Origin of the sequence: Actinospineispora spinosispora DSM 44797, assembly GCF_000429025.1 — a bacterium.
GTDB lineage: Bacteria > Actinomycetota > Actinomycetes > Mycobacteriales > Pseudonocardiaceae > Pseudonocardia > Pseudonocardia spinosispora.
The window spans coordinates 129,788-154,890 of record NZ_KE386838.1; the positions used below are offsets into that span (position 1 = coordinate 129,788).

Here is a 25,103-nt window from a genome sequence, read left to right on the forward strand (position 1 = left end):
GCGTAGTGAATGTCCGCACCCAGGCTCCCCAGCCGGACGGCGGCTCCCAGGGCGACAACAAGCGCGCGCCCGGCCGAGGAACGAGGCTTGTTTTTCTGGGAGTACCCCAGCGAGCGTTTACGCGAGCCGGGGTGGTCACAGAAAAACTCCGCGCGCGAAACAGGCCCAACAATACTGTCGGTCCCCGCTGGTATCTCTTGGTCTCTACCGAGAGGAGGCAGTGATGCAGGAGAACCCGGAGCGGCGGGGGCCGATCGATCTGGAGGGATTGTTCGGGCCCGGGGACGCGATGGATCAGCTCGAGATGTTGCGTGGGCTGGCGGAGCAGGTGAACGAGGCGGCCAGGGGTGTGTTGTCGAAGGTTCTGGTGGCGACCAGTGAGTCGCAGGGGCACCGGACCAGCGATTTCCACGGTTGTGTGAAGGGCGAGCTGGTCTGTCTGGATTCGATCTGTCCGAGTGGCAAGCAGGATCCCGACGGGCCGTGTGGGTGCGGTCGGGCGTTCTACGGGATGAGTTCGCAGTCGGCGACCACGACGGCTGTGGTGGCGCTCGTGCCGATCACGCAGGCGGAGTACATCGACCTGTTCCGGCACAACATGTGTACCTGCGGTGTGTCGGAGGAGGAGGCCGCGCGGGACGCTCGTGTCGAGGCGCTGGACATGCTGGACATGGTGGCCGACTGGCATCCGGGCACGGTGGTGGAGCGTCGCGGGTGGGAGCTGTGTGTCCGGAAGCTGCCGCCGATCGGTTCGGTGCCTTGACCTGGTTCAGCGTGACTGCAGCGCGTCCAGGGCCACGGCCATCGCGGCGGCGAGACGAAAGTCCAGGCGTGGGTCCGGAGCGTCGATGATGTAGCGGTCCCGGATGGCCTTCTTGCGTTCGCTGCTGAGCACGATCTGGCCGGTGTTGCTGTCGGTGAAGTCGAAGTGGAAGACGAAGGGCATCCAGATGTCGCCGAGGTAGGGGATGAAGTCCCAGATTCGGCGCAGGATGGCGATGCTCAGTCGTCTCTCCTGTCCGACGGCGGTGATTCCGGTGGGCGCCGACAGGTTCCAGGTGGAGCGCAGCAGGCTCGCGCCGAACTGCTTGCTGAAGTAGCCGAGCCGGTTGCCGTACTCGTCGTAGACGTCGTGTTCGGCGTGTACGTCCAGCCGTTGCCGAGCTTTGAAGGAGAACACCTGGCGGGTCTTCGATTCATCGGTGTAGAAGACGACCTCTTCCTTGAGCTTCATCCGCTTCTGCTGGGCGAAGGCCAGCAGAGCGCCTTCGCTGCCGTCGGGGTTGGCCGCGAAGATCAGGTAGCGGTTCACCATGAGGGTGACCTTCTGCCGGATGAGGAAGCGCTCGATGTGCATCGGGGCGGTCATGGATCGAGAGTGTGTCAGCGCGGGTGTCGTTCGGTCCCGTCACAATGCCGGGGCGGACTGCCGGATTCGCTCATCCGTGCCGTTGACTGGGCGAGCGACGTGATGCCCGAGGCTGCGCCGCAGTGCATCGGCGAGCGCGGTCTCGCCGGACGCGGCGAGGTTCGTGGTGGACGGCAGCGCGGGGATGACGGCCGCGATGTGGGCGTCCGGCCGGATCAGCCACCACTCGCCGTCGCGTGCGCCGAGCAGCGCGGGCAGGTCGGCGCTGAGTGAGGTCATCGGCAGTGTCCGGGCGGGGGGCGAGTCACATCCGAGGGACGGGGTGGCCGGGGCACCGGGAGCGGCGAGCACGACGGGCCCTTCTCGGCACAGGCCGCGCAGTGAGCGGCCGCCGGACAGGGGCAGGTCGGGGACGAGGACGCCGGGTGACGGCGGGACGGGGGTGTTGCGTGGTGGGCGGCAGGCGTCGGGCCGGGTCGGATCGGGGGTGGTGAGCGGGGAGCCGACGTACCAGAACGGCTCGGCCAGGCGGCCGGAGTCGACGAGCGGGTGGGCCGAGGGGTCGGTCACGGCGCGGGTCAGCACCTCGCGGCGGTGCCGCGCGGCCGCCTCGGACCTCGGGACGAGGAAGTCCATGGTCGCGGTGGTCACGGCCACGTTCTCCAGCGCGGCCGCGTGCCGTTCGGCGTGGTAGCTGTCCAGCAGGTCTTCGCCTGCCTGACCTCTGCCCGTCCAGGCGATCTTCCAGGCGGCGTTCTCCGCGTCGGCGACCCCGGAGTTGAGGCCTCGGGCGCCGAACGGTGCGTACAGGTGCGCGGCGTCGCCGGCCAGGAGGACTCGGCCGATCCGCATGCGGTCGACGCAGCGGGTGTGGAACCGGTACACCGACTTCCACACGACCTCGTACGGCTGCGCGCCGATGATCTGCCGGATGCGTCGGTCCAACGCGCCGGAGGACACCTCGGCGTCGAGGTCGTAGTCGGGTGGGACCTGCCAGTCGATGCGGTAGGTCGAGTCGGGGCAGGGGTGGATGAGTACCTGTCTGCCGGGGTTCCAGTCCGGGTCGAAGTAGAAGCGCCGTTCGGTCGCCCACCCGGGCAGTTCGGCGCGGATGTCGCAGATCAGGAAGCGGTCGTCGAACGAGTGTCCGGCGAGGTCGACGCCGAGCTGTGCGCGCAGCTCGTCGGATCGCGCGCCGGCGCAGCACAGCAGGTACGGCGTGCGCAGCTCGAACCCGGGACCGGCGACGGTGACCTCGGAGTCGTCCTGGCCGATGGTCTCGACCCGGTGACCCCAGCGGACGTCGATCAGCGGCTGGGCGGCGATCGCGCAGTCGAGGAGCTGCTCGGTGTGGGACTGCGAGATGTTGACGAACGGCGGCAGCGGTGAACGGCCGGGGTCGGGCAGGGTCAGCGCGAACAGTTCGGCGGACCGGTAGAAGGTGCGCGCGGTCGTCCAGGTGACCCCGAGGTCCGCGACCGGGACGCCCAGCGCGTGCCACACGTCGAGGGCGTCCCGTTGCTGGCAGATGGCCTTGGAACCGACGAGGTCGCGTTCCGGGCGTTGGTCGAGCAGGACGGTCGGCACGCCCCAGCGGGCCAGCAGCAGCGCGGCTGTCTGGCCCACCGGTCCGTTGCCGAGCACCACGACCGGGTCGAGCGGCCAGGAACCGGTCATGACTGGAGCTGGTCCCAGACCTCGCGGTCACGTTCGGCGGTCCAGATGACCGGGCGGTCCACCCCGGACAGTTCGTCCCACAGCCGGGACACGTCGAACGGCAGGCAGTGTTCGAAGATGGGCCAGCGGCCGTAGTCGTCGACCAGCGCGGCGTGCGAGGCCTCGAAGGCTTCGCGCAGGGTGCCGCCGCGCTGCTGGACCGCACCGACCTCGCGGATCATCACGTCGAGGAAGTTGCGGGTCTGCGCGATCGCCGCGCCGACTGCTTCCCGCCCTCGGCTGACCCCGCCTCGCCCCCCGATGAGCGCCTCCGCCCCGAAGGCGGACACGGCGTCCAGGGTGGTCGAGGACCACTCCCGGTGGAACGCGTCGCCGGTGTACAGCGCGGCCTCGGCTTCGACGAGGTCGCCGGCGAACAGGATTCGGTGCCGGGGCAGCCAGGCGACGATGTCACCTTCGGTGTGCCCACGACCGCAGTAACGCAGCTCCAGGTCACCTCGGTCACCGCCGAGGTCGATGGTGAGCCGGTCGGAGAAGGTCAGCGTCGGCCAGGTCAGTCCCGGCACCGACTCGGCTCCCTTGGCCAGGCGCGGCATCCGGGCGAACTCGCTCTCCCAGTCCTGCTTGCCGCGTTCCGCGACGAGCGCGCGGGTGTTCTCGTGCGCGACGATCACCTCGGCGTCGAACGCGGACGCGCCGAGCACCCGCACCGCGTGGTAGTGGCTGAGGACCAGGTAGCGGATGGGCTTGTCGGTGTGCTGACGCAGGATCTTCAGCCAGTCGGCGGCGGCGACCGGGGTGGCGAGCGCTTCGAAGCAGACGAGGAAGTCCTCGCCCTCGATCGCGCCGATGTTCGGGTCGCCTTCGGCGGTCAGCGCGTACACGCCGTCCGCGAGGACCTCGAGGGTCTGTTCCTTCGTCGTCAGGTCGGCGGACGAGGCGAACGGTTTGGCGGTCATGGGGCCTCCTGGGTGGTGCGGCGCAGCAGTAGCCGGTGGGGACCGCGGAACGACACGTTCGGCGGGAAGTCCAGTGTTTGTTCGGGCACCAGTTCGAGATCGGGTGTCCGGGCGGTCAGCAGTTCGAGGACGATCCGCAGTTCCATCCTGGCCAGCGGGGCGCCGAGACAGAAGTGGATTCCCTTGCCGAATGCGAGGTGCCGGGCGGCGTCGGGGCGGTGGATGTCGAACCGGTCCGGGTCGGCGAACCGGTCGGGGTCCCGGTTCGCGCCGCCGAGCAGCAGCAACAGCTTCGAGCCTGCCGGTATGTCGACGTCGGCGATGGACACGTCTCGGGTGGTGATGCGTCGCCATGCGATGACGCTGGTGTCGTAGCGCAGTGCTTCCTCGACGGCGCTGGGGATGAGCGACGGGTCCGCGCACAGTTCGGTCCATTGGTCGCGGTGTTCCAGCAGCCGCCGCAGGGCGTTGCTGGTGAGGTTCGTGGTCGTCTCGTGGCCGGCGAAGCTCAGCCCGTAGATGATGCTGGTGATCTCCCGTTGGGTCAGCCGATCGGGGTCGTCGAGGTGCCAGCGGACGAGGTCGCTGGTGAAGTCGTCGCGCGGCTCGGCGACCCGTTCGGCCACGAACCGTGTGCAGTACTCCCAGTAGCGGCGCATGTTGCCGGCGATCTCGACCTGTTCCGCGAGCGCCGGTCGTCCCCAGGAGAAGGCCATCCGGTTGCCGCACCAGCTGGTCAGCACTTCGGTGTCCTCGGGAGGGAACCCGATGAGCGCGAAGATCATGAATGCCGGCAGCGGGTGACTCAGGGCGCTGACCAGGTCGAACTCACCGGAGGGCAGCGCATCGACCAGCTCGGTGGCCGCTGCCCTGACCCTGGGTTCCAATACGGCGGTGCGCCGGGCGGAGAAGGCCCGCATGGTGAAGTGCCGGATCCGGGCGTGGTCGGGCGGATCGTTGTTGGACATCGTCTTCGGCAGCGGGAAGTGCGGCCCGAGCGCGGCGCGAGCGGTGTCGCTGAGCGGGAACAGCGGGTCCTGCGCGATCGCGGCGGAGAACGTCGCCGGGTCGCGGAACACCGCGTCGATGTCGCTGTGCCGGGTGAGCACCCACATGTCGAGCTCGGCCGAGTGGAAGGCGGCGGGCAGCCGCTCCAGCGTCGGGTACGGGTCGAGCAGGTAGCTGGCGTCGAACGGGTCGAACGTGACCGGGCAGGTGGCTGGCACGGGTAACTCCTTCGTTCACCGTGCATCGAGGATGACCCCACTCACAAACGCTGTAAAGCACACAGATCTACGCAAGTCCATGAGCAAAGCTCATGAAGTGAGCACCGCGTGACAGTGGTCGGCGAAGGCGCGGGCCCGGCGGGTCGGTGGCGCCGTCGACGGCCAGGCCAGCACCACCGCGGTCGGTTCGACGTCGTCGACCAGCGGGCGCACCACCAGCGGCCTTCCCTCGTAGCTGACCTCCACCGTCGGCCGCTGGATGAGCAGCGAGAAGCCGTGGCCGCGGGCGACCAGCGAGCGGACCATCTCGAAGTTGACCGAGCTGTGCCGCACCCTCGGGGTGACGCCGTGCTCGGCCAGCAGTGCGCTGAAATGGTGCCTGCTCGGCGGGAAGTCCAGCATGATCATGTCGTGGTCGGCCAGGTCGCGCAGCGCGATCGACGATCGGTCGGCCAGCGGATGCGTCGGGGCGAGCAACACGTGCGGGCTGGTCAGGTAGACGGTCTCGCGGTGCACGGTCGGGCTGAGGTCCATGTCGTAGAGCAGCGCCACCTCGCACTGGCCGTCGAGCAGCATCGCCTCCAGGTCGACGACCGAGCCCTCCACGAAGTCCAGCTCGACCTCCGGATGGGCGTGGGCGAAGCTGTCCAGCAGGGTCGGCATGACGAACGGCCCGATCGTCTGGAAACAGCCCATCACGAGCCGTCCGCGCAGCGCGCCGCCCAGGTCGTGCGCGCCGGACCGCAGTTCCTCCGCCAGCCGCAGCAGGGTGCGCGCCGGCGAGATCAGCTCCTGCCCGGCGGCGGTGAGCGTCAATCCCTTCGACCGCTGGCGCAGCACCAGTTGCACGCCCAGCTGCCGTTCGAGGTCGGCGAGCCCGAGGGACACCGCCGACTGCGAGACGTGCAGCGTCGCCGCCGCACCGGTCATCGTCCCCACCTCGGCGGCAGCGACGAAGTAGGACAACTGGCGCAGGCTCAGCTCCTCGATCACTCGCGCATCCTCGACCCTCACGTCCGATTTCCGCCAGCTCCGCGCCGCCCGACCGGCCAGGCTGGTGGCGTGTCCCCCGAAGCGACAGAAGACCTGGAGACCGCGCTGCGGCTGGTGGCCGAACTGGAGCCCTCGGTACTGAACATCGGGCACGGCAGGGACCCCGAATCCGTCGCCCGCGCGGAGACGCTCGGGCGCGCCTGGTCGGACCGGGGCGGAGTGGTCGGGCGAATCGTCTCCTGGCCGGCGACCGCCGCGTCCTGGCTGCGTCCGGCGAGCAGGCTGGCAGGCGACGCGGATGCCTGGCTGATCGCGGATCGGCCCGACGGCTGGCGGGATATCGCTCCCCGGCTGGCCGCGACGGACAGCTGGGACGCCGCGCGGACCGTCCTATGGCTGACGGCCCTGCAACCGACCCGGGCTGACCGGTGTTCTGTTGAGGTAACCGACGCCGATCCGAGGAGGACCTCATGATCACCCACGAGACCCCGGCCGGACGGCTGACACTCGCCGCGTCCGACGCGGGCCTGACCCGCTGCACGACCCGCCCGGCACGCGTCTCCGCCGTGCCGACCGAACAGGCCCAGCACTGGCTGGACCTGGCGCGGGCCGAGCTGGACATGTACTTCGCCGGCCGGTTGCGCGAGTTCACCGTGCCGGTGGATCTGTCCAGGGTCGACGACGGTAGGCGGCGCATCCTGGAGGGGCTGGCCTCCGTCGGGTACGGCGAGACGACCAGCTACGGCAAGCTCGCCACCCAGCTGGGCCTGACCAGCGGATACGAGGGCGCCAAGCAGGTCGGCGGGGCGATGGCGAGCAACCCGGTGTGGATCATCGTGCCGTGTCACCGCGTGGTCGGCGCGAACGGCAAGCTGACCGGCTACGCGGGCGGCCTGGACATGAAGCGCCAGCTGCTGGACCTGGAGTCCCACGACCGGGCCGAGCTGGCCCTCTGGTGACCCCAGAGACCCGTGAGTGGCGAGTGGTCCTATAGGACCACTCGCCACTCACGGCTTTTACTCGACGGTGACGCTCTTGGCCAGGTTGCGGGGCTTGTCGATGTCGCGGCCCAGCGCGTTCGCCACGTGGTAGGCGAACATCTGCAGCGGGATGGTCAGCAGGATCGGGTCCAGCTCGGGTGAGTTCTTCGGCACCCGCAGCTCGGCGTCGACAAGACCCGCCGGCAGCTGCGCGTTGGTGACCGCGATGACCGGCCCACCGCGTGCCTTGATCTGCTCGATCGTCGAGATGTTCTTCGACAGCAGCTCGTCGTCCGGCACCAGCACGACGCTCGGCATCGCCGGGTTGATCAGCGCCAGCGGGCCGTGCTTGAGCTCGGCCGCCTGGTAGGCCTCGGCGTGCAGGTAGGAGATCTCCTTCAGCTTCTGCGCGCCCTCGCGGGCCACCGGCCACGCCCGGACCCTGCCGATGAAGAACATGTGCTCGGCGGAGGCGAACTTGCCGGCCACGTCGGCGACCTGGTCCTCGGTCTCCAGGACCTGCGCGATCTGGTCGGGCAGCGCCTGCAGCGCCGCGACCAGCCGCTCACCGTGCGCCGCCGACAGGTCCCTGACCCGGCCGAGCAGCAGCGCGAGCATCGCGAACGTGACGGTCATGTTGGTGACGGCCTTGGTCGAGGCGACCGACACCTCGGGCCCCGCGTGCAGGAACACGCCGTTGCCGCACTCGCGGGCCACGGCGCTGCCGACGACGTTGACCACGCCGATCACGTTGCCGCCCTTGCGCTTGAGCTCCTGCACGGCGGCGAGCGTGTCGAGCGTCTCGCCGGACTGGCTGATCGCCACGTACAGGGTGTCGGAGTCGACGACCGGGTTGCGGTAGCGGAACTCCGAGGCGGGCTCGGCGTCAGCGGGCATCCTGGCCAGCTCCTCGACCAGGGTCGCGCCGAGCTGGCCCGCGTAGTACGCCGATCCGCAGCCGAGGAACTTCACCCTGCGCACGCCGCGCAGGTCGCGCGGGTCGAGGCGCAGGCCGCCGAGGCGCGCCGTGTTGAACCGGTTGTCCAGCCGGCCGCGCAGCGCACGCCGGACGGCCTCCGGCTGCTCGGCCATCTCCTTGCGCATGAAGTCCTCGAACTGTCCGAGCTGGTAGTCCTCGTCGGACAGCTCGACGGTCTCCGCGCGGCCACTCGTGCGGAAGTCGTCGGCGCGCACCGTGGCGATCTCGCCGTCCTCCAGGTACACGACCCGCTGGGTGTGCCGGACGAGCGCGGCGACGTCCGAGGCGATGAACGTCTCGCCTTCGCCGACACCGAGGACGAGCGGGCTGCCGTTGCGGGCGACGACCAGCTCGTCGGGGCGCTGCGAGTCGAGCACGACGAGACCGTAGGTGCCTTCGACGACCGACAGCGCGGACCGCACGGCCGCTTCGAGGGTGTCGGTCTGCTCGGCGCGGGCCGCGATCAGGTGGACGAGCGCCTCGGTGTCGGTGTCGGACACCAGCGTGACGCCGTCGGCCACGAGCTGCGCGCGCAACCGGTCGGCGTTCTCCACGATGCCGTTGTGCACGACGGCGAACCGGCCGGAGGTGTCGGTGTGCGGGTGCGCGTTGACGTCGGTCACCTCGCCGTGGGTGGCCCAGCGGGTGTGCGCGATGCCGACCGGCCCCGGCGCGGTCTCACCGACGAGCCTGCGCAGGTCCTCGACCCGTCCGGCGGTCTTGTGCACCTTCAGCCTGCGCCGCTGCACCAGCGCGACGCCCGCCGAGTCGTAGCCGCGGTACTCGAGCCTGCGCAAGCCCTCCAGCAGCACCGGGGCGGCCTGCCGATGGCCGATGTAGCCGACGATTCCGCACATGTGATCCCTTTCTGGGGCTTCAGGGGTGGTCGAGCAGAGTGGGTCAGCCGTAGACGAGCCGGCGCAGCTGCCGCTCGGTCAGCGGGCTCGCGGCGACTCGTCGCCCGGCCAGCTCGGCGCCGATCTGCGGCCAGATCGTTGCGTTGGGGTGTCCTCGCCGGTGCAGCTCGGCGTGCCGGCGCCGGACGAACTCCTCGGTGGTCTCACCGAAGTAGCCGAGCACGTCGGCGACGAGCCGCACCGCGATCTCCGGAGCCAGCCCGGTGGACGCCACGACGTGACGAATCAGCTCGTCGTGCCGGACCGCAGGGCCGCTGGGGAGACTCACAAGAGCCGAGTCTGGCACCGGATGGCCCCAGTTGGCCAATCTCCTGCCCGATTTCGGGCAGGAATCCACAATGCAGGGCGTGTGCCCGCTGGCCATCCAGTGGTCAGGGGTTGCAGGGTGTCCCCCGCTGGCCATCCAGTGTCTTGGTGTGGGCAGGCCAGGATCGCGGGGAAAAGGAGCAGTCTGCGGCGCTCTTTAGACCACGGCTGCGCCGCGTCCCCACCGCGTGCAGATGCGTGGAAGGGTGACTGTTTCCAGCCCGCACGGGCCGTTTTCATGATCACCACCGTCTGAGGGCTGTTTTTCGGGCGGAAAACAGCCCTCACACGGTGGTGACCATGAAAACCCGGCCTCGAAAGCGCCAGCACTCCCTGACAAGCCGGCTCCGCGAGTCTCCCCGAAGGGGGCTCAGTGTTTCCGGTTGCGGGCCCCCGGAGCGAAGCGGAGTGGGGTCCCTGCCGGGAACTTGGGACGCGCGAGGGCCAGCCGGAAATCCCGTCACTCCTCCGGGGTGCCCCGGTACGGTGATTATGCTGAAACACCGGCCGCGTATGATCAGTTGCATGCGTCAACCAGCACCTCCGGGCGACGAAGCGAGCGTAGCGCTCTGACGGTCATGCACACACCGACACCGCACCTCCTCAGCCGGCACTACCCATCGGGTGACCGCTGGGCGCATCAAAGCACCCCGCTGAGACGAGATGACCCGGTTGGCCTAGTCTCTCCGAACCAGCAGATCGCGTTCTCATCGCTTCTCGAAGGCCGCCCGTCGAGGCAGGCCGCGATGCACCGCGCCCTGTGGAGTTCCTGTTCGTTGGCCTCAGTATGGATCTAGGAGCGGCCCCGCTGCGGCGTGCAACCGGGCGGCGCACTTCACCTCGGGCCGAGGATTCCGGCTCGAAGTCGAGTGCCCGGTCCTCGACCGGATCCACCTCCGCGAAGTCCGCCGCTTCGGCGAAGGCACCCAAGCCGGGTAAGTCGAAGAAGTCGTCGGCCAAGCAGGTCAAGGGCGACATCAAGGACATCGGGTTGTTGCGCCAGCTCTGGCGCTACCGCCGTTACGGCCGGACCCAGATGCCCGCGCTGCTGGTCGGCCTGCTGATGCGCATCGGTGAGCTGCTCGCCGACCTGGCGACCCCGTGGCCGCTCGCGCTGGTGATCGATCACCTGTTCCAGCACAAGCCGCTGGCCGCGCCGGTCCAGTACATCGCCACTCTCGCCGGTGACGAGCCGCTGGCGATCCTGTCGGTCGCTGCCGCGTCCGTGCTGGTGATCACCGGCTTCTCCGGCTTGTTCGACTACCTCGGCGACCGGATGATGAACGGCGCCGGTGAGCGCATCACCTCCGCCATCCGCACGGACGTCTTCGGCCAGCTGCAGCGGCTGCCGATGCGCTACCACGACAAGCACGCGGTCGGTGAGCTGACCAGCCGGATCGCCACCGACACGGCTCGCATCGAGGACAGCCTGGTCGGCATCTTCTCGACGCTGATCCCGGGCACGCTGACCTTGCTCGGCATCACCGGCATGTTGCTGGCGATGGACTGGCGGCTCGGTCTGATCGCGCTGTGTGCCGCGCCGCTGGTGTTCTTCACCGCGATCCGCTACACGCGGCTGACCCGCAAGTCCGCCCGTCGCCAGCGCGCGGCGGAGGGTGTGCTGTCCGGTTTCGTCGCCGAGTCGCTGCAGGGCATCCGCACCATCCAGGCGTACGGCCGTCAGGACCTGCACGACGAGCGGTTCGGCTCGGACAACGAGAAGGTGCTGAAGACCGGGCTGCGCGCGGTCGAGCTGCGCGCGCGGTTCACTCCGCTGCTGGAGACCGTCGCGGCGCTGGGCAGTGCGGCGCTGCTGTTCGTCGGTGGCATCGGTGTGGTGAACAACTGGTGGCAGGTCGGCGTGCTGATCGTCGTCACGAGCTACCTGCGCAGCATGCTCGCCCCGATGCGGCAGCTGTCCAAGCTGACCATGACGTTCACCAAGGGCGCGGCGTCGGCGGAGCGGGTATCGGCGATCATCGACCAGACCCGCCCGGTCATCGACATCCGCCAGCCGCTCCCGGTGCGGACCCTGGGCGGCATCCAGCTGCGGGATGTCGGCCTGGACTACGGCCGTGGCCCGGTGCTGAACAACCTGAACCTCGCCATCTACCCGGGTGAGCGGATCGTACTGTTCGGTCAGAACGGCGCGGGCAAGTCGACCGTGCTGTCCCTGATCGCCGGGTTGTACCCGCCCACCCGTGGCTCGGTGCGCCTCGACGGGTTCCCGCTGGCCGACGTTCCGGAATGGTGGCTGCACCGGCAGGTCGCGGTCGTCCTGCAGGACACGTTCCTGTTCTCCGGCACGCTGATCGACAACATCCGGTACGGACGGCCCGAGGCGACCGACGAGGAGGTCCTCGCGGTCGCGGAGGCCGCGTTGGTCACCGAGTTCGCCGCGAAACTCCCGGACGGCATGAACACCAAGCTCAGCGATGGCGGCACCGGGTTGTCCGGTGGTCAGCGTCAGCGCGTCGGCATCGCCAGAGCACTGCTGTTGGACTCGCCGGTCGTGCTGCTGGACGAGCCGACCACCGGTCTCGACGTGAACGCCGAGGAGCTCGTGGTGAAGGCCCTCACGAAGCTCGTACAGGGCCGTACCGTCGTGATGACGACCCACACGCCGGCGCTGACCCGCCTGGCGACCCGCACGGTCCAGCTCCAGCGCGGCGCACTCGCCCCCCAGGGTCCGATGCAGCAGGGCCAGATGCGCCCGCCGCCTCCCGGCCGTCCCCGGCAGCCCGTCCAGCAGCCCGCCCCGATCGAGCAGGCGGACGCACCGGAACAGCAGAAAACCCCAGACCACACCCCGTGAGTGTTATGGGCTGCTATGGCAGCCCATAACACTCACGGGCAGTGAGCTGGGGTTTTGCTTGCTCGGTGCAGGCTGGTCAGCGGCGGCGGGTGAAGATCTCCAGGATCTTCTCCACGTCGAACCACGGGGCGAAGCTCACGCCGGACATCTGGTAGCGGAACTTGATGCCCATGATGACCCGGATGCCCCAGTGCATGCCGAACAGGGCCAGCGCCATCAGCTTGCCGAACTTGCGGTTGATCAGACCGAGCGGCGCGCCCAGCTCCATGGCGAGCGAACCGGCGGCGAACGCGGTGAACAGGTGCTCGTGCTTGTACGTCGCGTACGCGGCGGCCGGCGCCTCGGAGCCGAACACCTCCTTGCGCACGCCGTCCACGGCGACCTGGCGCCGCATCGAGCTGCCCTTCGCCCAGGACCAGCCGAGCGGTCCGGCGACCTTGGACACGCCGGAGAGCAGGTACACCGCCGTCGACACGGCGTTCATCAGCTGCAGTGGCCAGCCGTAGCGCTTGTGCGGCTCGGGTGTCTTCGCACTGGACAGCAGCGCGTCGACCGACACGGCGTCGGCCGCCCTGGTCGCGCCGAGCACGATGCTGTGCATGACCAGCGAGTTGTCGCTGTGGAAGATCATCGACCAGGAGTTGCGGTAGGACAGTGTCCAGCTCAGCAACGACGAGTGCACCGGGCCGACGACCTTGTGCCCGGCGCCGAGCGCGAACAGCGCGGTGCTGACCAGGGTCGCGTCGTTGAGCGCGTCCGCGACCGGCGCGGGGATCGGCTTGCGCAGCACCCGGACCGGGCCGACCGGAGCGAACAGCGCCGGGTCGGTGCGGTTCAGCCGGTGGAAGGCGTCGCGGCGCTTACGCAGGTAGTAGAACGTGTAGCCGCCGATGAGCAGCCGGACCATCCCGAGCCGGGCCGGTGGGGCCGCTACGACCCCACCGAGGCCTTTGAGGGCACGCAGCCCCTTGCCGGGGGTCTTCTCTTTCACGGCCTTCGTCTTGCGTGCCCTCACTGGGGAACCGCCGCCACGTCCGTACCGTCCAACAGGGTTTCGAGTCCGGGTACCCGGACTACGTCGGCACCGGCGATGAACGTTTCCTCGCCCTCGATCTGGTGCTTCAACATGCAGTTGTCAAGGTCGAACTCGCCCTTCACGATCTCGATCCGCACGACGTCCTCGAGACCGATCTCGCGGCTCGCCCGCGCGGCCAGCAGCTCCACGAAGCTTTCGGCGCGCTCCTCGCGGACGACCCGGTTGAGCTGGCGGCGAACCTGGTTCAGACCGCCGGTCCCGAGCAGCCGGTGCGGCAGGTAGCCGCGGCTGCCGTCGGCCATCACGCCGACGATGTAGTTGATGTTCGCGTACTGCCGTCGACGCGCGCTGAACATCGGGTAGTAGGACAGCGGAAACCCGTCCGCCTTCTTCTCGGCCGACCGGAAGTGCTGGCGCAACGGGTACAGCATCGCTCCGAGCATCACCGTGGCGAGCAGGGTGGCCTTCCCGCGCTCGCGCGGTGCCCATCTCTCTGCATCCATGATCCACCGCCTTGTTACACAACGTGACCGGCCTGAGAGAACCTCAACGTTTCTGGGTGAGAATAATCCCTGGCGAAATAGAGAACGAAGCGTCCTCCACTAAAGTTACGGGTACCGATGTGATAGGTGGTAAAGGGCTCTGATTAGGCTCGGTTCAGTGTCCTACCTCCGCGCCTCGTTCGACACCTCGTTCGGACTCTGACGACCCCCGATGGAGAGCCCCGAGATGACCCGTTTCGTCGATGTCTCCGCCTACCTGCCGGACGGTCGACGCACCCCGGGTCGGCTCGGCCCGGGTCAGCTCACCACTGTCCCGCTCGAGGTGGTGTCCGTCGGCCCCACCGAGCTCGTTCTCCCCGAGGTCACGGTGCGTGACGAGCGCGGAGTGCCGCTGCTCGACCCGAACGAGACCCAGCTGCTGTCCGAGCCGTCCCAGGGCGGCGGCCCGAGGGTCACCGCCGACGAGGACTTCCAGGCGCGCGTCTTCGGTCTCACCAACACCGCGGTCAACGCGCAGCGGATGCTGCGCACGATGGCCGAGCTGCTCGGCCAGCCGTTGCCGCACCTGTTGATCCGGATCGGCATGCACGAGAGCCCCCGGCGCTGGCGCGGCGGTCACTACCGGGTGGCCGCGCGGTCCTACGACCCGCCGGAGTTCGGCGACGCCCAGGTCACCGGCGAGATCCACCTCGGCGGCGGCGACGGCCAGATTCCAGACCCGGACGGCGGCGAGCCGTACTTCGGCGCGCCCTCGCACAACCTGGCGATCGTGTACCACGAGATCGGCCACCACGTCTGCCGGCACACCGCCGACTTCCGCCTCAACCAGCTGCGCCCACCGACCGAGCAGACCAACAAGAAGGTCGCCGTCGACGAGGGCACCTGCGACATCCTCACCGCGATCATGCTGGACCGCCCGGACATCTACGGCTGGCACCGCGCCACCACCCCGGAGTGGGAGCGCAGGCGTCGCGGGCTGCACCCGCGCTGGACGATGGCCCGCTTCGAGGGCGGCTCGTTCGACCCGCACTTCGACGGCACGATCTGGGCGTCCGGGTGCTGGACGGCCAGGGAGAGTGTCGCGGCGGCCGGGTACGACCGCGCCCGGTTCGACCGCATGCTGCTGCAGGGCCTGCATCTGTCCGGCGCGTTGCCGGAGGACGGCCGCAGCGAGGAGGAGCGGACCAAGCTCGCGCTCAAGCAGCGCCGCTACGTCTCCACCCTGCTGGAGGCGCTGCTGGCCGCCGACCCCGAGCTGACCGACCCGGTGCTGGCCGGCATGGCCGCGCACGGCATCCACCCCGGGGCCAGCAACGTGGCGCTGCGAGAAGCGGCCCTGGCGGCGAAGCTCGCGTCGTAGGATCGGCTCCGATGGATGTCGTACCGGAGCAACCCGACGAGAAGCTGGTCGAGCTGGCCTCCCGCCTGTTCGCGATGGCCAGGGAGGGCGACACCGGCTCGCTGGTCGCCTATGTCGACGCCGGGGTTCCGGTGAACCTGAGCAACGACAAGGGCGACAGCCTGATCATGCTCGCCGCGTACCACGGGCACGCCGACACGGTATCCGCACTGGTCGACCGGGGCGCCGACGTCAACCGGCTCAACGGCCGGGGCCAGTCGCCGATCGCCGGCGCGGTCTTCAAGGGTGAGGACGACGTGGTGCGCGCGCTCCTGGCGGGCGGTGCCGACCCGGCGGCGGGCCATCCGACCGCTCTGGACACGGCGTCGATGTTCGGCCGCCAGGACCTGCTCGACCTCCTGGCATCGCCGCCCGACTGAGCCGCCGCTCAGCGCCCCTCTTCGGCCATCCGCCGGTACCGATCCGCGACCAGACCCAGAATCGCCCGAGCCTCGGCGCCGAACACCGCGAGGCGCTCCAGCTGCTCGGTCAGCTCCACATACCGATCCACATCCGCCCGCTCGGTCAGCAGCGCAACCCCGGTGGTGGAACCCGCCATGACGGCACGCTCATCGAAGATCGTCCACGAGTGCAGCGGCAGGACCGACGCGGTCACACCCCACGGAATGATGCCGACCCGGGCATTGGGCAGGTAGGTGGCAGCCGCGATGTGATCTATCTGCTCGCCCATGTCCGTCGGCGGGAGCACTGACCAGCCCAACGACCCCTCGCTCATCACCAGCTCGAATCGCCGCCCGGACTCGCGGTCGTCCAGAATCGCCTGGCCGGCGATGCGGGCAGCGATCCCGTCCTCGGCAGCCCGATCGGTGAGTCCCTCACCGAACACCGCGCGACAGTACGCGGGGGTCTGCAGCAGCCCGGGGATACCGCTCGGCGAGAACGTCCGGACCAACGCCGAGGTGGCTCGAATCCGTGCGATCTGGCTCTGCGCGGCACCTGGTTCCCTGCGCAGCACCACACGACGATTGCCGGCTCGCAGGTCCTCAGCCATCGCCATGAGCTCGTCGCGGTCGATGTCCGAAGCGCGGTAGGTGGCGCAGAGCTTGTCGACCTGATCAGGTCGCGGTATCTGCCTGCCGGTCTCGAACCGGGCGATGGTCGGCTGACTGATGCCCGACTCACCAGTCGCGTCGACCTGGCGGAGCCCGGCGGCATCGCGCAGCTCTCGCAACCTGCGCGAGAGCTCGTCACGGCCGCCGCTCCGGTCGGGCATAGCTCCTCATCGTCCTGCTCAGGCGGCGCCTGCTCCGCGCCGATATTCCGGATGGGCCGCCCACCACTCGGTGAACGGCGTGCCGAGGTGCCAGGCTAACTCGGCGGCGGCGACGTAGCCGGTCGCACCCGAGTCCTCTACCGCGACCTCGCCAAGATGGCGACCGTCGTCGTCGTACCGCACAAGAACGACGTACTTGCTTTCGACGACCCAGAAGTCGCCGGTGCGCAGCAGCATGGCCGCACTCGGATGTTCCACCAGGTCCAACACGCGGGTCTCCTGTCCTGCGTCAACGTTGTCCTGACAGACCCACTCGAATCCGTATCGCCGATAGTCCGATGGCCAACCGTTCACGACGGTGAGATTGCGCCGTCTCATACCCATCGCCAGCTCGTCGCGGATCTGCTTGAACCACGGCTCACGGAACGGTGAGGTGGGCTCGGGCGCTCCGTTCAGGTAGCCGACAAAGTCTGCGTCGTCGCTGGCGACCGCGTAGGAGTTCAACGTCTGGACCCGGATCATGTCTCCCGGCGCACGTCGATGCCGCGCCTGCCACAGGCTGAAGTCAGGGATGTCCAACGGGCCCAGCTCAGGGAGCATCGTGGCCGGGACACGCACCTTTCGCTCGTGTGCGGGCAGCCCCGCATCGGGCACATGTGTCCCCACGATCTCGTAGCTCCCCTCCACCCGATCGATTCGTGCGCACGTCTGCCCGACGTCGCAGGACTCAGCGCGCAGCACCTTGGTCATCACGTTCTCCCTCCCCGAACCGACCGACGTGGCAAGTGTTATCACTTATCCTCAACTAGTCAAGTTCGAGACAGATATTCTGTTAGATTCATTTTGATAATGGATTGAGGAGGAAGCATGTCACTGGATCGACGGCTGCACGAGGAGTCCGACGGGTTCGAGGCAGCCGCGCTGTTCATGGCCGGCGAACCTGGCTGTGCCGAGCGCACGCTGGCCGCGCATCGACGCGAGGAGAACGGCAGCACGTGTGCCGGGTGTCGACGGTCGCCGGAGCACCCGTGTTTTCTGGCCAAGGTCGCGCTCCGAGCGCTCGAGCTGCTCGCCGCCGAGTCGACCACCCGAGGGGCGCGCCTATAGGGGCAACTACTCAAAGTTGGCGTTTTTCGTTCGCGATCGCACCGGTTGTGCGCCGAAAACGTGCGCTACCTGGGCGTCTGCCGCTTTGCTCTGTGTCATGGCTAGTGGCGGTTACCGGGGACAGGGCCCGTTCAACGGACGGCGCGACGTGACGCGCACGGCCGTCGTGGTCGGCGCGGTCCTCGCCGCCGTCGTCATCGGTCTCGCCGCCATCGCCAGCCTGTTCGGTTCCGGTTCCGACCAGCACGGGTTCCTGGCGTTCAACGGGCCGGTCATGTCGAAGAAGCACAAGGGCGACGACGAGGACTCGGACTCCGGCTCGGACGACGAGTCCGGCGACTCAGGGGACGATGACTCGGGCGATTCCGGGGACTCCGACGACTCCGAGGACAAGGGCTCGGACGACTCCGGTTCCGATGACTCGGACTCGGGTGACTCCGAGAAGGGTGACTCCGAGAAGGGTGACTCGGACAAGGGCGACTCCGACAAGGGCGACTCGGACGACGGGGACAGCGGGGACAGCGGCTCGGACTCAGGGGATACGGGCGGCGAGACCTCGACCAGCACCGGCGGCGACGACTCGGGGTCCAACGACTCCGGCGCAGGCCCGACGGGCATGAACACCCCGAGCGGCACCGGCTCCACGAGCACGTCGAACGGCTCCTCCACCGGAGGCGGCACCAGCACCAACAGCAGCGGTACGAGCAGCGGGACCTCGACCGGGAGCGGGACCAGCTCCGGCGGCACGAGCGCCGACGTCAGCGCCACGTGCACCAAGGAGGTCACCGACACCGCGACCCTCAAGCAGGTACTGCAGACCGCCGGGCCGAACGACGTGATCTGCTATCAGAAGTCCACGACCGGCGGCTCGACCTCCCAGTCCACGCCGAGCAGCTCGACCACCGGCAACGACGACTCGTCCTCCACCGGCAGCTCGACCGGCACCAACGGCTCCACAGGCACCAGCGGCTCCAGCAACGGCTCTGCGGGCACCGGCAACTCGAACAACAGCGGGAGCTCGACCAACAGCGGGAGCTCCACCAACAGCGGGAACTCCACCGGTACGGGCAACTCGACGGGCACGGAGAGCTCGACGTCCACCGGAAGCACCACCAGCAGCAGCCAGTCCGGCCGGGCCGCCACCCCGACCACCTCGGCGACGCCGACCCGGTCCGCGACGCCCAGCCGTGCGGCCGCCCCGAGCCACTCACCCTCGACGAGCAGCGCACCCGTCACGAGCAAGCCCACTCAGCCCCCGGCAGCGCCCAGCGGCGACAGCGCCACCGTCATCCCGGGCTGAACCACCGTCGGGTGCGGGCGGTCCTGTCCGGCACCGCGTGGGAGCTATCGGCTCCGAGGGCCCTCGGCGATCGGTTTGTTCTCCTCGGCGCGGACGTCGATCACCGAGACGGTGCTCGCGCCGAAGTTGGTGACATAGCCGCGGTGCCCGTCCGGGGTGATCGCCAGCGCGTCCGGCGACCCGCCGGCGGAGATGGTTCGTACGACCTTGTCGCCGGCGGTGTCGATGACCGTGACCGTGCCGGTGTTGTCGGCGGCGTAGGCATGCCGGCCGTCCGGGGCCAGCGCGATGCTGTTGGCCGCCTGGGCGAGCGGGAGGGTCGCCCGGACGCGGTTGCGCGCGAGGTCGATGACCGAGACCGAGCCCGCCGCGTTCGCGCTGTACGCGACTCGACCGTCCGGGGTGATCGCCAGCCAGAGCGGTCCGTCGTGGATCGGGATGATTCCGGTGACCCGGCGACGCGCGGTGTCGATCACCGTGATCTTGCCGGGGTCGGAGTTGCTGAGCACGTAGACGCGGCGGCCGTCCGGGGTGACGACCATGCCGCCGGGTGCCTGCCCGACGGCGATGCCGCCGACGACCTTCAACGTCGCGGTGTCGACGAGGAGGACCTTGTTCACGCCGAAGTCGGACACGAAGGCGACGCGGCTGTCCGGGGAGAAACCGATCGCGCGGGGCACCACGAACCCACCGATGGTGCCGGTCACCGTGTTGGTCGCGGTGTCGATGACCGACACCGACCGCGAGCTGTTGTTCGCCACGTACACCCGGTGGCCGTCCGGGCTGATCGCCAGCCGCTCCGGGGCGTCGCCGACCGGGATCGTGCCGGCCACGGTGTCATCGGCGGTGTTGATGACGGAGACCGAGTCGGCGTCGTAGTTGGTGACGTACGCGGTGCGCCCGTCCGGGGTGATCGCCACGTCCGACGGGTTCGACCCCACCTCGATCGCCGAACCAGATGGCGGCGCGGGCGCGGCGGGCCGCACGGTCGGCGGTGGCTGCGAGGTGCATCCGGCCAACGCCGCACCGACCACCAGCACCACGGTCACCAGCCGTCTCGGCCGAGTCATGTCCGGCAACTCCTCATGAAAGCCGTTCAGGGCTACTCGATCGGAGTCAACCTAACCGGTCACCGCCTCGGGTCTCCTCGCCGGTGCAGCTCGTCGTACTCCCGGGCGGCCGAACGCTGGGTCCGGGTGCGCAGCTCGTGCTCCTGCTCCGCCGAGTCCACGTCGTTGAGCCCGAGCACGACCGCGTAGCGGATCTGCTCGCGGTTGTCCCGCACGACCGAGGAGAAGAAGTCGTCGATGCGCGGGTCGGCCAGCACCTCGAGGATCACCCGGAAGGCCGTGTCGATGACCGCCTGGACGATCTCCCCGTGGAACGGGATGTGCCTCAGCTTGCCCAGCTGTTCGTCGGCGGCGATCTTCTCGCTGATGATGGCGCGCAGCTCGGTCTGGTTCTCGGTCAGTGACTTGGCCAGGTTCTCCGGGTAGTTGCCGGTCTCCAGGACCTTGACCACCTCGTCGAGCACCGCGACCGTGATCGGCTTCTTGATCGCGCGGACGATCGGTTCGGAGAACGTGTCCACCAGCCGGTAGGTGAACTGCTCCCCGACCGCGCGGTCCGCCGCCCTGCCGATGCGGATGAGCAGCAGCACGACCATGGTGAAGCGGTGCGGCACCATCGCCACGTGCGCGATGGGGATCATCGCCAGCATCTCGTACCAGTTGCGGGCCAGGAACTTCTTGCGCCAGCGACGCTTGTGCCAGCGCCAGAGGAACTCGAGGAAGAAGATCCCGCAGATCGCGCAGTCGGCGTAGAACATCCACCGCGCGATGTGCGGCGGCGGCGCCGGGCTGAGCAGCAGATAGCTGGGCAGCCCGACCGAGATGATCGCCAGGACGAACATGATCCAGTCATCAGCGTGCACGTTGCCCGGCAAGATGCCGCTGTTCAGCTCTGTTCCTTCCGGGCCTGTCCCGCGCGGAGTTTTTCTGCCGCCACCCCGCTCGCTTCGCTTCGGGGGTGTCATCAGAAAAACAAGCCTCCTTCGTCGGCCGGGCGCGCGCTTGTGCCCACCTTGAGAGCCGCCACCTTACGTTGCGGGGCCTGGTCGCCGGCATTCACTACGCCGGCCTTCGCCGGAACTCCCTCCGGGAGACTCGCGGAGCCGACTTCAGCAGCTGTATGGGGTCCATCGGCCAGCAGACATAGGCTCTGGGTATGAGCGCACCCTCGTCCCGGCGGGTGGATCGGCGGACCGCGCGGACCACGGCGGCGATTCTGGACGCCGCCGAGAAGCTGTTCACCGCCTCCAGCTTCCACGCGGCGAGCATGGATGCGATCGCCGCCGAGGCGGGTATCGCGGTCGGGTCGATCTACCACCATTTCGGCAGCAAGGAGAGTCTGTACCTGGCGCTGGTGGAGCGGGCGCTGCAGGTCAACGAAGAGCACATGGCGCGCGCCTACGGGCAGGGCCGCACGCCGCTGGAGGAGCTGTACGCGGCGAGCGACGCCTACTGCCGGTTCCACCTGGAGAACCCCGGCTACTTCCGGATGATCGCGCTGCGGGTCCTGGACGTGCCTCCGGGTGACCTGGCCAGCGAGATCGAACAGCGCATCGCGGACAAGGTCGAGACGCTCGTCGGGGCGGTCGCCGACGTGCTGCGCCGGGCGGATGCCGCGGGCCAGATCACCTGCCCGCAGCCGGAGCGGACCTCGGTGTTCCTGTGGGGCGCGTGGAACGGCGTGCTGTCGTTGCGGATGCGACCGGACCGACTGGCGTTGGACGCCGACGAGCTGCATGAGGTCATCACGATCGGCCGTGACCTGGTGTTTCGGGGGCTTGCCCAGTAGTTCTTGTAGTAGCGTTCAGTTTCGTAGTACCGTTCGATTCATGGTGCGGGTCGCAGCGGTGCAACTCGAAGCGGTGCTGGCGGACGTCGACGCCAACCTCGCGGCGTGTGAACGACTGGGTGTGCGGGCGGGTGAGGCGGGCGCCGAGGTCATCGCGCTGCCCGAGTTCTTCACCACCGGCATCGGTTTCGACGAGCGGCTCGCCCGCGCGGCTCTGCCTCCCGACGGTGTGGCGACCGAGCTGCTGTGTTCGCTCGCGGCCCGGTTCGGCGCGCTGGTCGGCGGGTCGTTCCTGTGCCGGGACGGCGACGGTCAGGTGCGCAACGCCTACCTGCTCGCCGGGCCGGACGGCGTCCTCGGGCGGCACGACAAGGACCTGCCGACCATGTGGGAGAACGCCTTCTACGTGGGCGGCAGCGATCCGGGTGTGCTCGACGCCGGGAGGTACCGGGTCGGCGCGGCGGTGTGTTGGGAGCTGATGCGCACCCAGACCGTGCACCGACTGAAGGGGCAGGTCGATCTGTTGCTCACCGGGTCCGGCTGGTGGTCGGTGCCCGAGTGGGCGCCGGCGCCGCTGTTCCGCCGTCTGGAGCGGGCCAACACCGCCACCGCACGCACCGCCGCCGTGACGTTCGCGCAGTTCATCGGCGCGCCCTGCGTTCATGCCGCGCATGCCGGCACACTCGACTGCGACATGCCGTGGCTGCCGCTGCGTTACCGGGGGCGCTTCGAGGGGTCCTCGGTGATCACCGAGGCGGACGGCACCGTGCTCGCCGAGCTGGGGCGCGACGACGGCGAAGGCGTGATCCTCGCCGAGGTCACGCCCGGTCGACGCACCCCGGTCGCCAGCACGCCGCGCGGCTTCTGGCTGCACAGCAGGGGTGCGCCGGCCACCGCGTTCTGGCACTACCAACGCTGGCACGGCACCCGCTGGTACCAGAAGCACACGGCCGGTCAGCTGGTGAACCGATGAGCGGGCTGGCCCGGGTCGGGCTGATCGAGCTGGCCTTCGGCGCGCTGCTGGGCTGGGCGGTGCTCCTGTCGTTCACCACTCCCGACCTGATCCGTCGGATCGGCATCGTGAGCCCGCGGCGGATCCTTCAGACCCATCTGGACTTCATCATCATGGGGCTGATCCTGATCGCGGTCGCCCTGGTCGCGCCGGGCATCCCCACCTGGCTCGCAGTGGTGCTGGCGGCGGGCACGATCGTCAACCCAGCGCTGTTCGTCCCCCTGATGTTCAACGAGCGCTCGGCGACCGCGAAGTGGTTCCAGCTCCTGAGCACCCTGTCCTTCATAGCCGTCTCCGGCGGCCTGACAGCAGTGGCAATCTTGGCCTGACCCCTCGTGAGTGTTGAGTGTGGCTATAGCCACACTCAACACTCACGAGCTGTCGACGCTGATCAGGACCTTGATCTGCTCCGGATCGCGGGCAGCCGCGAACGCCCGAGCGGCCTCGGCCAGCGGAAAGACCGCCGTGACCAGGTCGTCGGCGGTCACCGCTCCGGATGCCAGCAGGGAGATCGCCCGGCTCATGTCCTCGCGGGTGTACATCAGGCTGCCGAGCACGGTGATCTCCCGGTCCTGAACGAGATGCAGACCGACGGTCGTCGGGCCGGCCGCCACCCCGACCACCACGACCGTGCCGCCCTTGTCGACCAGCTCCAGCGCCTGGCCCATCGAGGCCTGGTTCGCCACGCAGTCGAACACCACGTCGGCCGCATCACCCAACGCCCCGCGCGCGACGTCCAGCAGGTCCGGCCCGGTCGCGTCGAGCGCCGCGGCGGCACCCAGCTTCCTGGCACGCTCGAGCTTGCCGGGCAGCACGTCGGTCACCACGATCTCGGTGGCACCGGCCGCGCGGGCCGCCACCAGGACGAGCAGCCCGATCGGCCCGGCGCCGAGCACCGCGACCTTGCTGCCCGGACCGATGCCGGACCTGCGCACCGCATGTACCGGCGTGGCCAGCGGTTCGACGAGCGAGGCGAGGGTGTTGTCCACCTCGGCCGGCAGCCGGTGCAGGCGGTCGGCGGCGACCAGGAACGCGTCCGCCATCCCACCGGGGGTCTGGCAGCCGATCACCGCCAGCTCTCGGCAGATGTTGTAGCGCCCGTCGAGGCACTGCCGGCACTTGCCGCACACCACGTTGGGTTCGAGCACCACCCGGTCGCCCTCGGCGAACCCATCGACACCGGGGCCCACCGCGCCGACCGCCCCGACCACCTCGTGGCCGGGCCGGTAGGGCAGGTCGATGAACGGGTGGTGCCCGGCGCAGGCATGCAGGTCGGAGCCGCAGATACCGACGAGCGCGCTGCGCACCAGCACCTGCCCGTCACCCGGTGCCGCCGGCCACGGCACGTCCTCGATCCGGATGTCGTCGGCTGAACCCACCACGACCTGACGCATACCGCTCCTTCTAGAAGATGCTGTCCGGCTTGTAGTACTCGGCGATGTTGTCGCACCCGATGCCGGCGGCTTTGGTGTAAGTCTGTGGCTGCACGCTCTTCGGGTCCAGCGCTCCGGTCGCCACCTTGACCGCGATGTCGAAACCGCCCTCGGCCGCCAGGTTGGGTGAGTTCAGCCCGGTCGAGACGTACTGGCCCGAGCAGCCGCCCTTGGAGATCTCGGCGAGCGCTTCCTTCTGCCCGTCGGCCGACGCCGCGACCAGCGTCGTCGTGTTGTGCTGGTCGCGCAGGACCTTGAGTGCGCCGAGCGCCATCGAGTCGTTGAGGCCGAGGACGAGCTGGATGTCCGGGTGCGCGGCGAGCATCGACTCGGTCGCCGGGACCGCTTGTTCCTGGGTGTAGGTCGCGGTCGCCGAGGCGACGACGTCCGGCGTCACGCCACCCGCTTTCAGCCCGTCGAGGAAGCCCTGCTGGCGGGCCGGGCCGACGATCTCGTCGTTCGGGCCGCCGTTGAGGATGCCGACCTTGACCGTCGAGCTCGGCGGGAACCGCTTGGCGGTCAGCTTCCCGGACAGCTCACCGATCTGCTTGTTGTCCGACTGCACCGCGGTGAGCCCGACGCCGGGGATCGACGTGTCGATGAAGATCAACGGAACCTGGCCGGCGACCTGCGCGAGCTGGGTGCGTTCGGTCTCCGGGCTGATCGCGTCCACCACCAGCGCGTCGACACCCTGGGAGAGCATCGTCTGCACCTGGTTGATCTGGGTGACCGGATCACCGTTGGCGTTCTGGAACAGCAGCGTGAAGCCCTGCTCCTTCGCCTTCTGCTGCGCGATGGCCTGCATCGCCGCGTAGTACGGCGCGTCCATCTGACGCTGGGCGAAGCCGATCTTCACCTGGTGGACGTCCTTCGCCTCCTTCTGCCCGGTGGGTGCCGAACCGGACCCGACCGTGCCACAGGCGGACAGCGCGACCACGGACAGTGCTGTGACGACAAGACGAGGGATCGCTAGACGGGGAACACGCATGGAACAGCTCC

At 69.0% G+C, this 25,103-nt stretch carries 26 protein-coding genes; 11 read left to right on the top strand and 15 right to left on the bottom strand.

The window, feature by feature from the left end; genetic code table 11:
* Window positions 1–223 precede the first annotated feature (223 nt).
* Window positions 224–763, top strand: a complete 540-nt coding sequence (locus G406_RS0141250) for a DUF7715 family protein (protein WP_084216810.1) — start codon at window positions 224–226, stop codon at window positions 761–763.
* Between the two features lie 6 nt (window positions 764–769).
* On the opposite strand, the gene G406_RS0141255 is transcribed toward G406_RS0141250, so the two are convergent.
* From G406_RS0141255 to G406_RS0141275, 5 genes are all read right to left on the bottom strand, one after another.
* Window positions 770–1,369 carry an LURP-one-related family protein gene (locus tag G406_RS0141255; protein ID WP_028938421.1) on the bottom strand — a complete coding sequence of 200 codons (600 nt, stop codon included), beginning with the start codon at window positions 1,367–1,369 and terminating at the stop codon, window positions 770–772.
* A 39-nt stretch (window positions 1,370–1,408) separates the two neighbouring features.
* Complete coding sequence (locus G406_RS0141260) at window positions 1,409–3,046, bottom strand: FAD-dependent monooxygenase (RefSeq protein WP_028938422.1); 1,638 nt, start codon at window positions 3,044–3,046, stop codon at window positions 1,409–1,411.
* Complete coding sequence (locus G406_RS0141265) at window positions 3,043–4,005, bottom strand: MBL fold metallo-hydrolase (RefSeq protein WP_028938423.1); 963 nt, start codon at window positions 4,003–4,005, stop codon at window positions 3,043–3,045. Before G406_RS0141265 ends, G406_RS0141260 begins: the two co-directional genes overlap by 4 nt.
* Entirely contained in the window at window positions 4,002–5,231 is a 1,230-nt protein-coding gene (locus G406_RS0141270; RefSeq protein WP_028938424.1) for a cytochrome P450, read from the bottom strand. Before G406_RS0141270 ends, G406_RS0141265 begins: the two co-directional genes overlap by 4 nt.
* A gap of 90 nt (window positions 5,232–5,321) precedes the next feature.
* Complete coding sequence (locus G406_RS0141275) at window positions 5,322–6,245, bottom strand: LysR family transcriptional regulator (protein ID WP_156935441.1); 924 nt, start codon at window positions 6,243–6,245, stop codon at window positions 5,322–5,324.
* A gap of 48 nt (window positions 6,246–6,293) precedes the next feature.
* Between G406_RS0141275 and G406_RS53005 the strand changes: the two genes are divergently transcribed.
* Together G406_RS53005 and G406_RS0141285 are read left to right on the top strand one after the other, a co-directional pair.
* Window positions 6,294–6,698 carry a hypothetical protein gene (locus tag G406_RS53005; RefSeq protein WP_051343372.1) on the top strand — a complete coding sequence of 135 codons (405 nt, stop codon included), beginning with the start codon at window positions 6,294–6,296 and terminating at the stop codon, window positions 6,696–6,698.
* Window positions 6,695–7,183: a methylated-DNA--[protein]-cysteine S-methyltransferase gene (locus G406_RS0141285; protein ID WP_028938426.1), complete on the top strand. Its 489-nt coding sequence runs from the start codon at window positions 6,695–6,697 to the stop codon at window positions 7,181–7,183. Before G406_RS53005 ends, G406_RS0141285 begins: the two co-directional genes overlap by 4 nt.
* Window positions 7,184–7,240: 57 nt before the next feature.
* On the opposite strand, the gene glmS is transcribed toward G406_RS0141285, so the two are convergent.
* Window positions 7,241–9,040 carry a glutamine--fructose-6-phosphate transaminase (isomerizing) gene (glmS, locus tag G406_RS0141290; protein WP_028938427.1) on the bottom strand — a complete coding sequence of 600 codons (1,800 nt, stop codon included), beginning with the start codon at window positions 9,038–9,040 and terminating at the stop codon, window positions 7,241–7,243.
* A 43-nt stretch (window positions 9,041–9,083) separates the two neighbouring features.
* Window positions 9,084–9,368, bottom strand: coding sequence for a hypothetical protein (locus tag G406_RS0141295; protein WP_051343373.1), 285 nt, complete (start codon window positions 9,366–9,368; stop codon window positions 9,084–9,086).
* An 825-nt stretch (window positions 9,369–10,193) separates the two neighbouring features.
* On the opposite strand from G406_RS0141295, the gene G406_RS0141300 reads away from it, so the two are divergent.
* Entirely contained in the window at window positions 10,194–12,221 is a 2,028-nt protein-coding gene (locus G406_RS0141300) for an ABC transporter ATP-binding protein (protein ID WP_156935442.1), read from the top strand.
* A 76-nt stretch (window positions 12,222–12,297) separates the two neighbouring features.
* Here G406_RS0141300 and G406_RS0141305 read toward each other — a convergent pair whose 3' ends face one another.
* Together G406_RS0141305 and G406_RS0141310 are read right to left on the bottom strand one after the other, a co-directional pair.
* Complete coding sequence (locus G406_RS0141305) at window positions 12,298–13,212, bottom strand: hypothetical protein (protein WP_211241421.1); 915 nt, start codon at window positions 13,210–13,212, stop codon at window positions 12,298–12,300.
* Between the two features lie 20 nt (window positions 13,213–13,232).
* Entirely contained in the window at window positions 13,233–13,760 is a 528-nt protein-coding gene (locus G406_RS0141310) for a hypothetical protein (RefSeq protein WP_028938431.1), read from the bottom strand.
* Window positions 13,761–13,971: 211 nt separating this feature from the next.
* Here G406_RS0141310 and G406_RS53010 point away from each other — a divergent pair, with 211 nt between their 5' ends.
* The gene (locus tag G406_RS53010; RefSeq protein ID WP_037081220.1) at window positions 13,972–15,120 is read left to right on the top strand and encodes a hypothetical protein; all 1,149 of its coding nucleotides are present in this window, start codon (window positions 13,972–13,974) and stop codon (window positions 15,118–15,120) included.
* Between the two features lie 11 nt (window positions 15,121–15,131).
* A complete protein-coding gene (locus G406_RS0141320) occupies window positions 15,132–15,539 on the top strand; it encodes an ankyrin repeat domain-containing protein (RefSeq protein ID WP_028938432.1) in 408 nt (135 codons plus the stop codon).
* Window positions 15,540–15,547: 8 nt separating this feature from the next.
* Here the strand turns inward: G406_RS0141320 and G406_RS53015 are convergent, their stop codons facing one another.
* On the bottom strand, window positions 15,548–16,393 hold the full coding sequence (locus G406_RS53015; RefSeq protein ID WP_037081222.1) for a helix-turn-helix domain-containing protein: 846 nt from the start codon (window positions 16,391–16,393) through the stop codon (window positions 15,548–15,550).
* An 18-nt stretch (window positions 16,394–16,411) separates the two neighbouring features.
* Window positions 16,412–17,143: a DUF6879 family protein gene (locus G406_RS0141335; protein WP_028938433.1), complete on the bottom strand. Its 732-nt coding sequence runs from the start codon at window positions 17,141–17,143 to the stop codon at window positions 16,412–16,414.
* 117 nt (window positions 17,144–17,260) lie between these two features.
* Between G406_RS0141335 and G406_RS0141340 the strand changes: the two genes are divergently transcribed.
* Both G406_RS0141340 and G406_RS0141345 read left to right on the top strand, forming a co-directional pair.
* Window positions 17,261–17,500, top strand: coding sequence for a hypothetical protein (locus G406_RS0141340; protein WP_028938434.1), 240 nt, complete (start codon window positions 17,261–17,263; stop codon window positions 17,498–17,500).
* 97 nt (window positions 17,501–17,597) lie between these two features.
* Window positions 17,598–18,800 (top strand): hypothetical protein, encoded by a 1,203-nt coding sequence (locus G406_RS0141345; RefSeq protein WP_156935443.1) that lies wholly within the window; start codon window positions 17,598–17,600, stop codon window positions 18,798–18,800.
* A gap of 44 nt (window positions 18,801–18,844) precedes the next feature.
* On the opposite strand, the gene G406_RS53020 is transcribed toward G406_RS0141345, so the two are convergent.
* Window positions 18,845–19,870 carry a YVTN family beta-propeller repeat protein gene (locus tag G406_RS53020; RefSeq protein WP_064743171.1) on the bottom strand — a complete coding sequence of 342 codons (1,026 nt, stop codon included), beginning with the start codon at window positions 19,868–19,870 and terminating at the stop codon, window positions 18,845–18,847.
* Between the two features lie 59 nt (window positions 19,871–19,929).
* Complete coding sequence (locus G406_RS0141355; protein ID WP_245607425.1) at window positions 19,930–20,712, bottom strand: ion transporter; 783 nt, start codon at window positions 20,710–20,712, stop codon at window positions 19,930–19,932.
* A gap of 314 nt (window positions 20,713–21,026) precedes the next feature.
* On the opposite strand from G406_RS0141355, the gene G406_RS0141360 reads away from it, so the two are divergent.
* Genes G406_RS0141360 through G406_RS0141370 form a run of 3 tightly spaced genes read left to right on the top strand, consistent with a single transcriptional unit; the run spans window position 21,027 to window position 23,000 of the window.
* Window positions 21,027–21,659, top strand: coding sequence for a TetR/AcrR family transcriptional regulator (locus G406_RS0141360; protein ID WP_028938437.1), 633 nt, complete (start codon window positions 21,027–21,029; stop codon window positions 21,657–21,659).
* 40 nt (window positions 21,660–21,699) lie between these two features.
* On the top strand, window positions 21,700–22,632 hold the full coding sequence (locus tag G406_RS0141365; protein WP_028938438.1) for a carbon-nitrogen hydrolase family protein: 933 nt from the start codon (window positions 21,700–21,702) through the stop codon (window positions 22,630–22,632).
* The gene (locus G406_RS0141370; RefSeq protein ID WP_028938439.1) at window positions 22,629–23,000 is read left to right on the top strand and encodes a hypothetical protein; all 372 of its coding nucleotides are present in this window, start codon (window positions 22,629–22,631) and stop codon (window positions 22,998–23,000) included. The genes G406_RS0141365 and G406_RS0141370 overlap by 4 nt, the downstream gene beginning before the upstream one ends.
* Window positions 23,001–23,042: 42 nt before the next feature.
* Here the strand turns inward: G406_RS0141370 and G406_RS0141375 are convergent, their stop codons facing one another.
* Complete coding sequence (locus G406_RS0141375; RefSeq protein WP_028938440.1) at window positions 23,043–24,065, bottom strand: zinc-dependent alcohol dehydrogenase; 1,023 nt, start codon at window positions 24,063–24,065, stop codon at window positions 23,043–23,045.
* Between the two features lie 10 nt (window positions 24,066–24,075).
* Complete coding sequence (locus tag G406_RS0141380; RefSeq protein WP_037081224.1) at window positions 24,076–25,092, bottom strand: substrate-binding domain-containing protein; 1,017 nt, start codon at window positions 25,090–25,092, stop codon at window positions 24,076–24,078.
* Between the last annotated feature and the right edge of the window lie 11 nt (window positions 25,093–25,103).

Bases quoted from the DNA above. Each gene is read 5' to 3' on its own strand.
- G406_RS0141250 (WP_084216810.1), top strand. From the start codon at position 224: ATGCAGGAGAACCCGGAGCGGCGGGGGCCGATCGATCTGGAGGGATTG.
- G406_RS0141255 (WP_028938421.1), bottom strand. From the start codon at position 1,369: ATGACCGCCCCGATGCACATCGAGCGCTTCCTCATCCGGCAGAAGGTC.
- G406_RS0141260 (WP_028938422.1), bottom strand. From the start codon at position 3,046: ATGACCGGTTCCTGGCCGCTCGACCCGGTCGTGGTGCTCGGCAACGGA.
- G406_RS0141265 (WP_028938423.1), bottom strand. From the start codon at position 4,005: ATGACCGCCAAACCGTTCGCCTCGTCCGCCGACCTGACGACGAAGGAA.
- G406_RS0141285 (WP_028938426.1), top strand. From the start codon at position 6,695: ATGATCACCCACGAGACCCCGGCCGGACGGCTGACACTCGCCGCGTCC.
- glmS (WP_028938427.1), bottom strand. From the start codon at position 9,040: ATGTGCGGAATCGTCGGCTACATCGGCCATCGGCAGGCCGCCCCGGTG.
- G406_RS0141300 (WP_156935442.1), top strand. From the start codon at position 10,194: ATGGATCTAGGAGCGGCCCCGCTGCGGCGTGCAACCGGGCGGCGCACT.
- G406_RS0141310 (WP_028938431.1), bottom strand. From the start codon at position 13,760: ATGGATGCAGAGAGATGGGCACCGCGCGAGCGCGGGAAGGCCACCCTG.
- G406_RS53010 (WP_037081220.1), top strand. From the start codon at position 13,972: ATGGAGAGCCCCGAGATGACCCGTTTCGTCGATGTCTCCGCCTACCTG.
- G406_RS0141320 (WP_028938432.1), top strand. From the start codon at position 15,132: ATGGATGTCGTACCGGAGCAACCCGACGAGAAGCTGGTCGAGCTGGCC.
- G406_RS53015 (WP_037081222.1), bottom strand. From the start codon at position 16,393: ATGCCCGACCGGAGCGGCGGCCGTGACGAGCTCTCGCGCAGGTTGCGA.
- G406_RS0141335 (WP_028938433.1), bottom strand. From the start codon at position 17,143: ATGACCAAGGTGCTGCGCGCTGAGTCCTGCGACGTCGGGCAGACGTGC.
- G406_RS0141340 (WP_028938434.1), top strand. From the start codon at position 17,261: ATGTCACTGGATCGACGGCTGCACGAGGAGTCCGACGGGTTCGAGGCA.
- G406_RS0141345 (WP_156935443.1), top strand. From the start codon at position 17,598: ATGGCTAGTGGCGGTTACCGGGGACAGGGCCCGTTCAACGGACGGCGC.
- G406_RS53020 (WP_064743171.1), bottom strand. From the start codon at position 19,870: ATGACTCGGCCGAGACGGCTGGTGACCGTGGTGCTGGTGGTCGGTGCG.
- G406_RS0141355 (WP_245607425.1), bottom strand. From the start codon at position 20,712: ATGTTCGTCCTGGCGATCATCTCGGTCGGGCTGCCCAGCTATCTGCTG.
- G406_RS0141360 (WP_028938437.1), top strand. From the start codon at position 21,027: ATGAGCGCACCCTCGTCCCGGCGGGTGGATCGGCGGACCGCGCGGACC.
- G406_RS0141365 (WP_028938438.1), top strand. From the start codon at position 21,700: ATGGTGCGGGTCGCAGCGGTGCAACTCGAAGCGGTGCTGGCGGACGTC.
- G406_RS0141370 (WP_028938439.1), top strand. From the start codon at position 22,629: ATGAGCGGGCTGGCCCGGGTCGGGCTGATCGAGCTGGCCTTCGGCGCG.
- G406_RS0141375 (WP_028938440.1), bottom strand. From the start codon at position 24,065: ATGCGTCAGGTCGTGGTGGGTTCAGCCGACGACATCCGGATCGAGGAC.
- G406_RS0141380 (WP_037081224.1), bottom strand. From the start codon at position 25,092: ATGCGTGTTCCCCGTCTAGCGATCCCTCGTCTTGTCGTCACAGCACTG.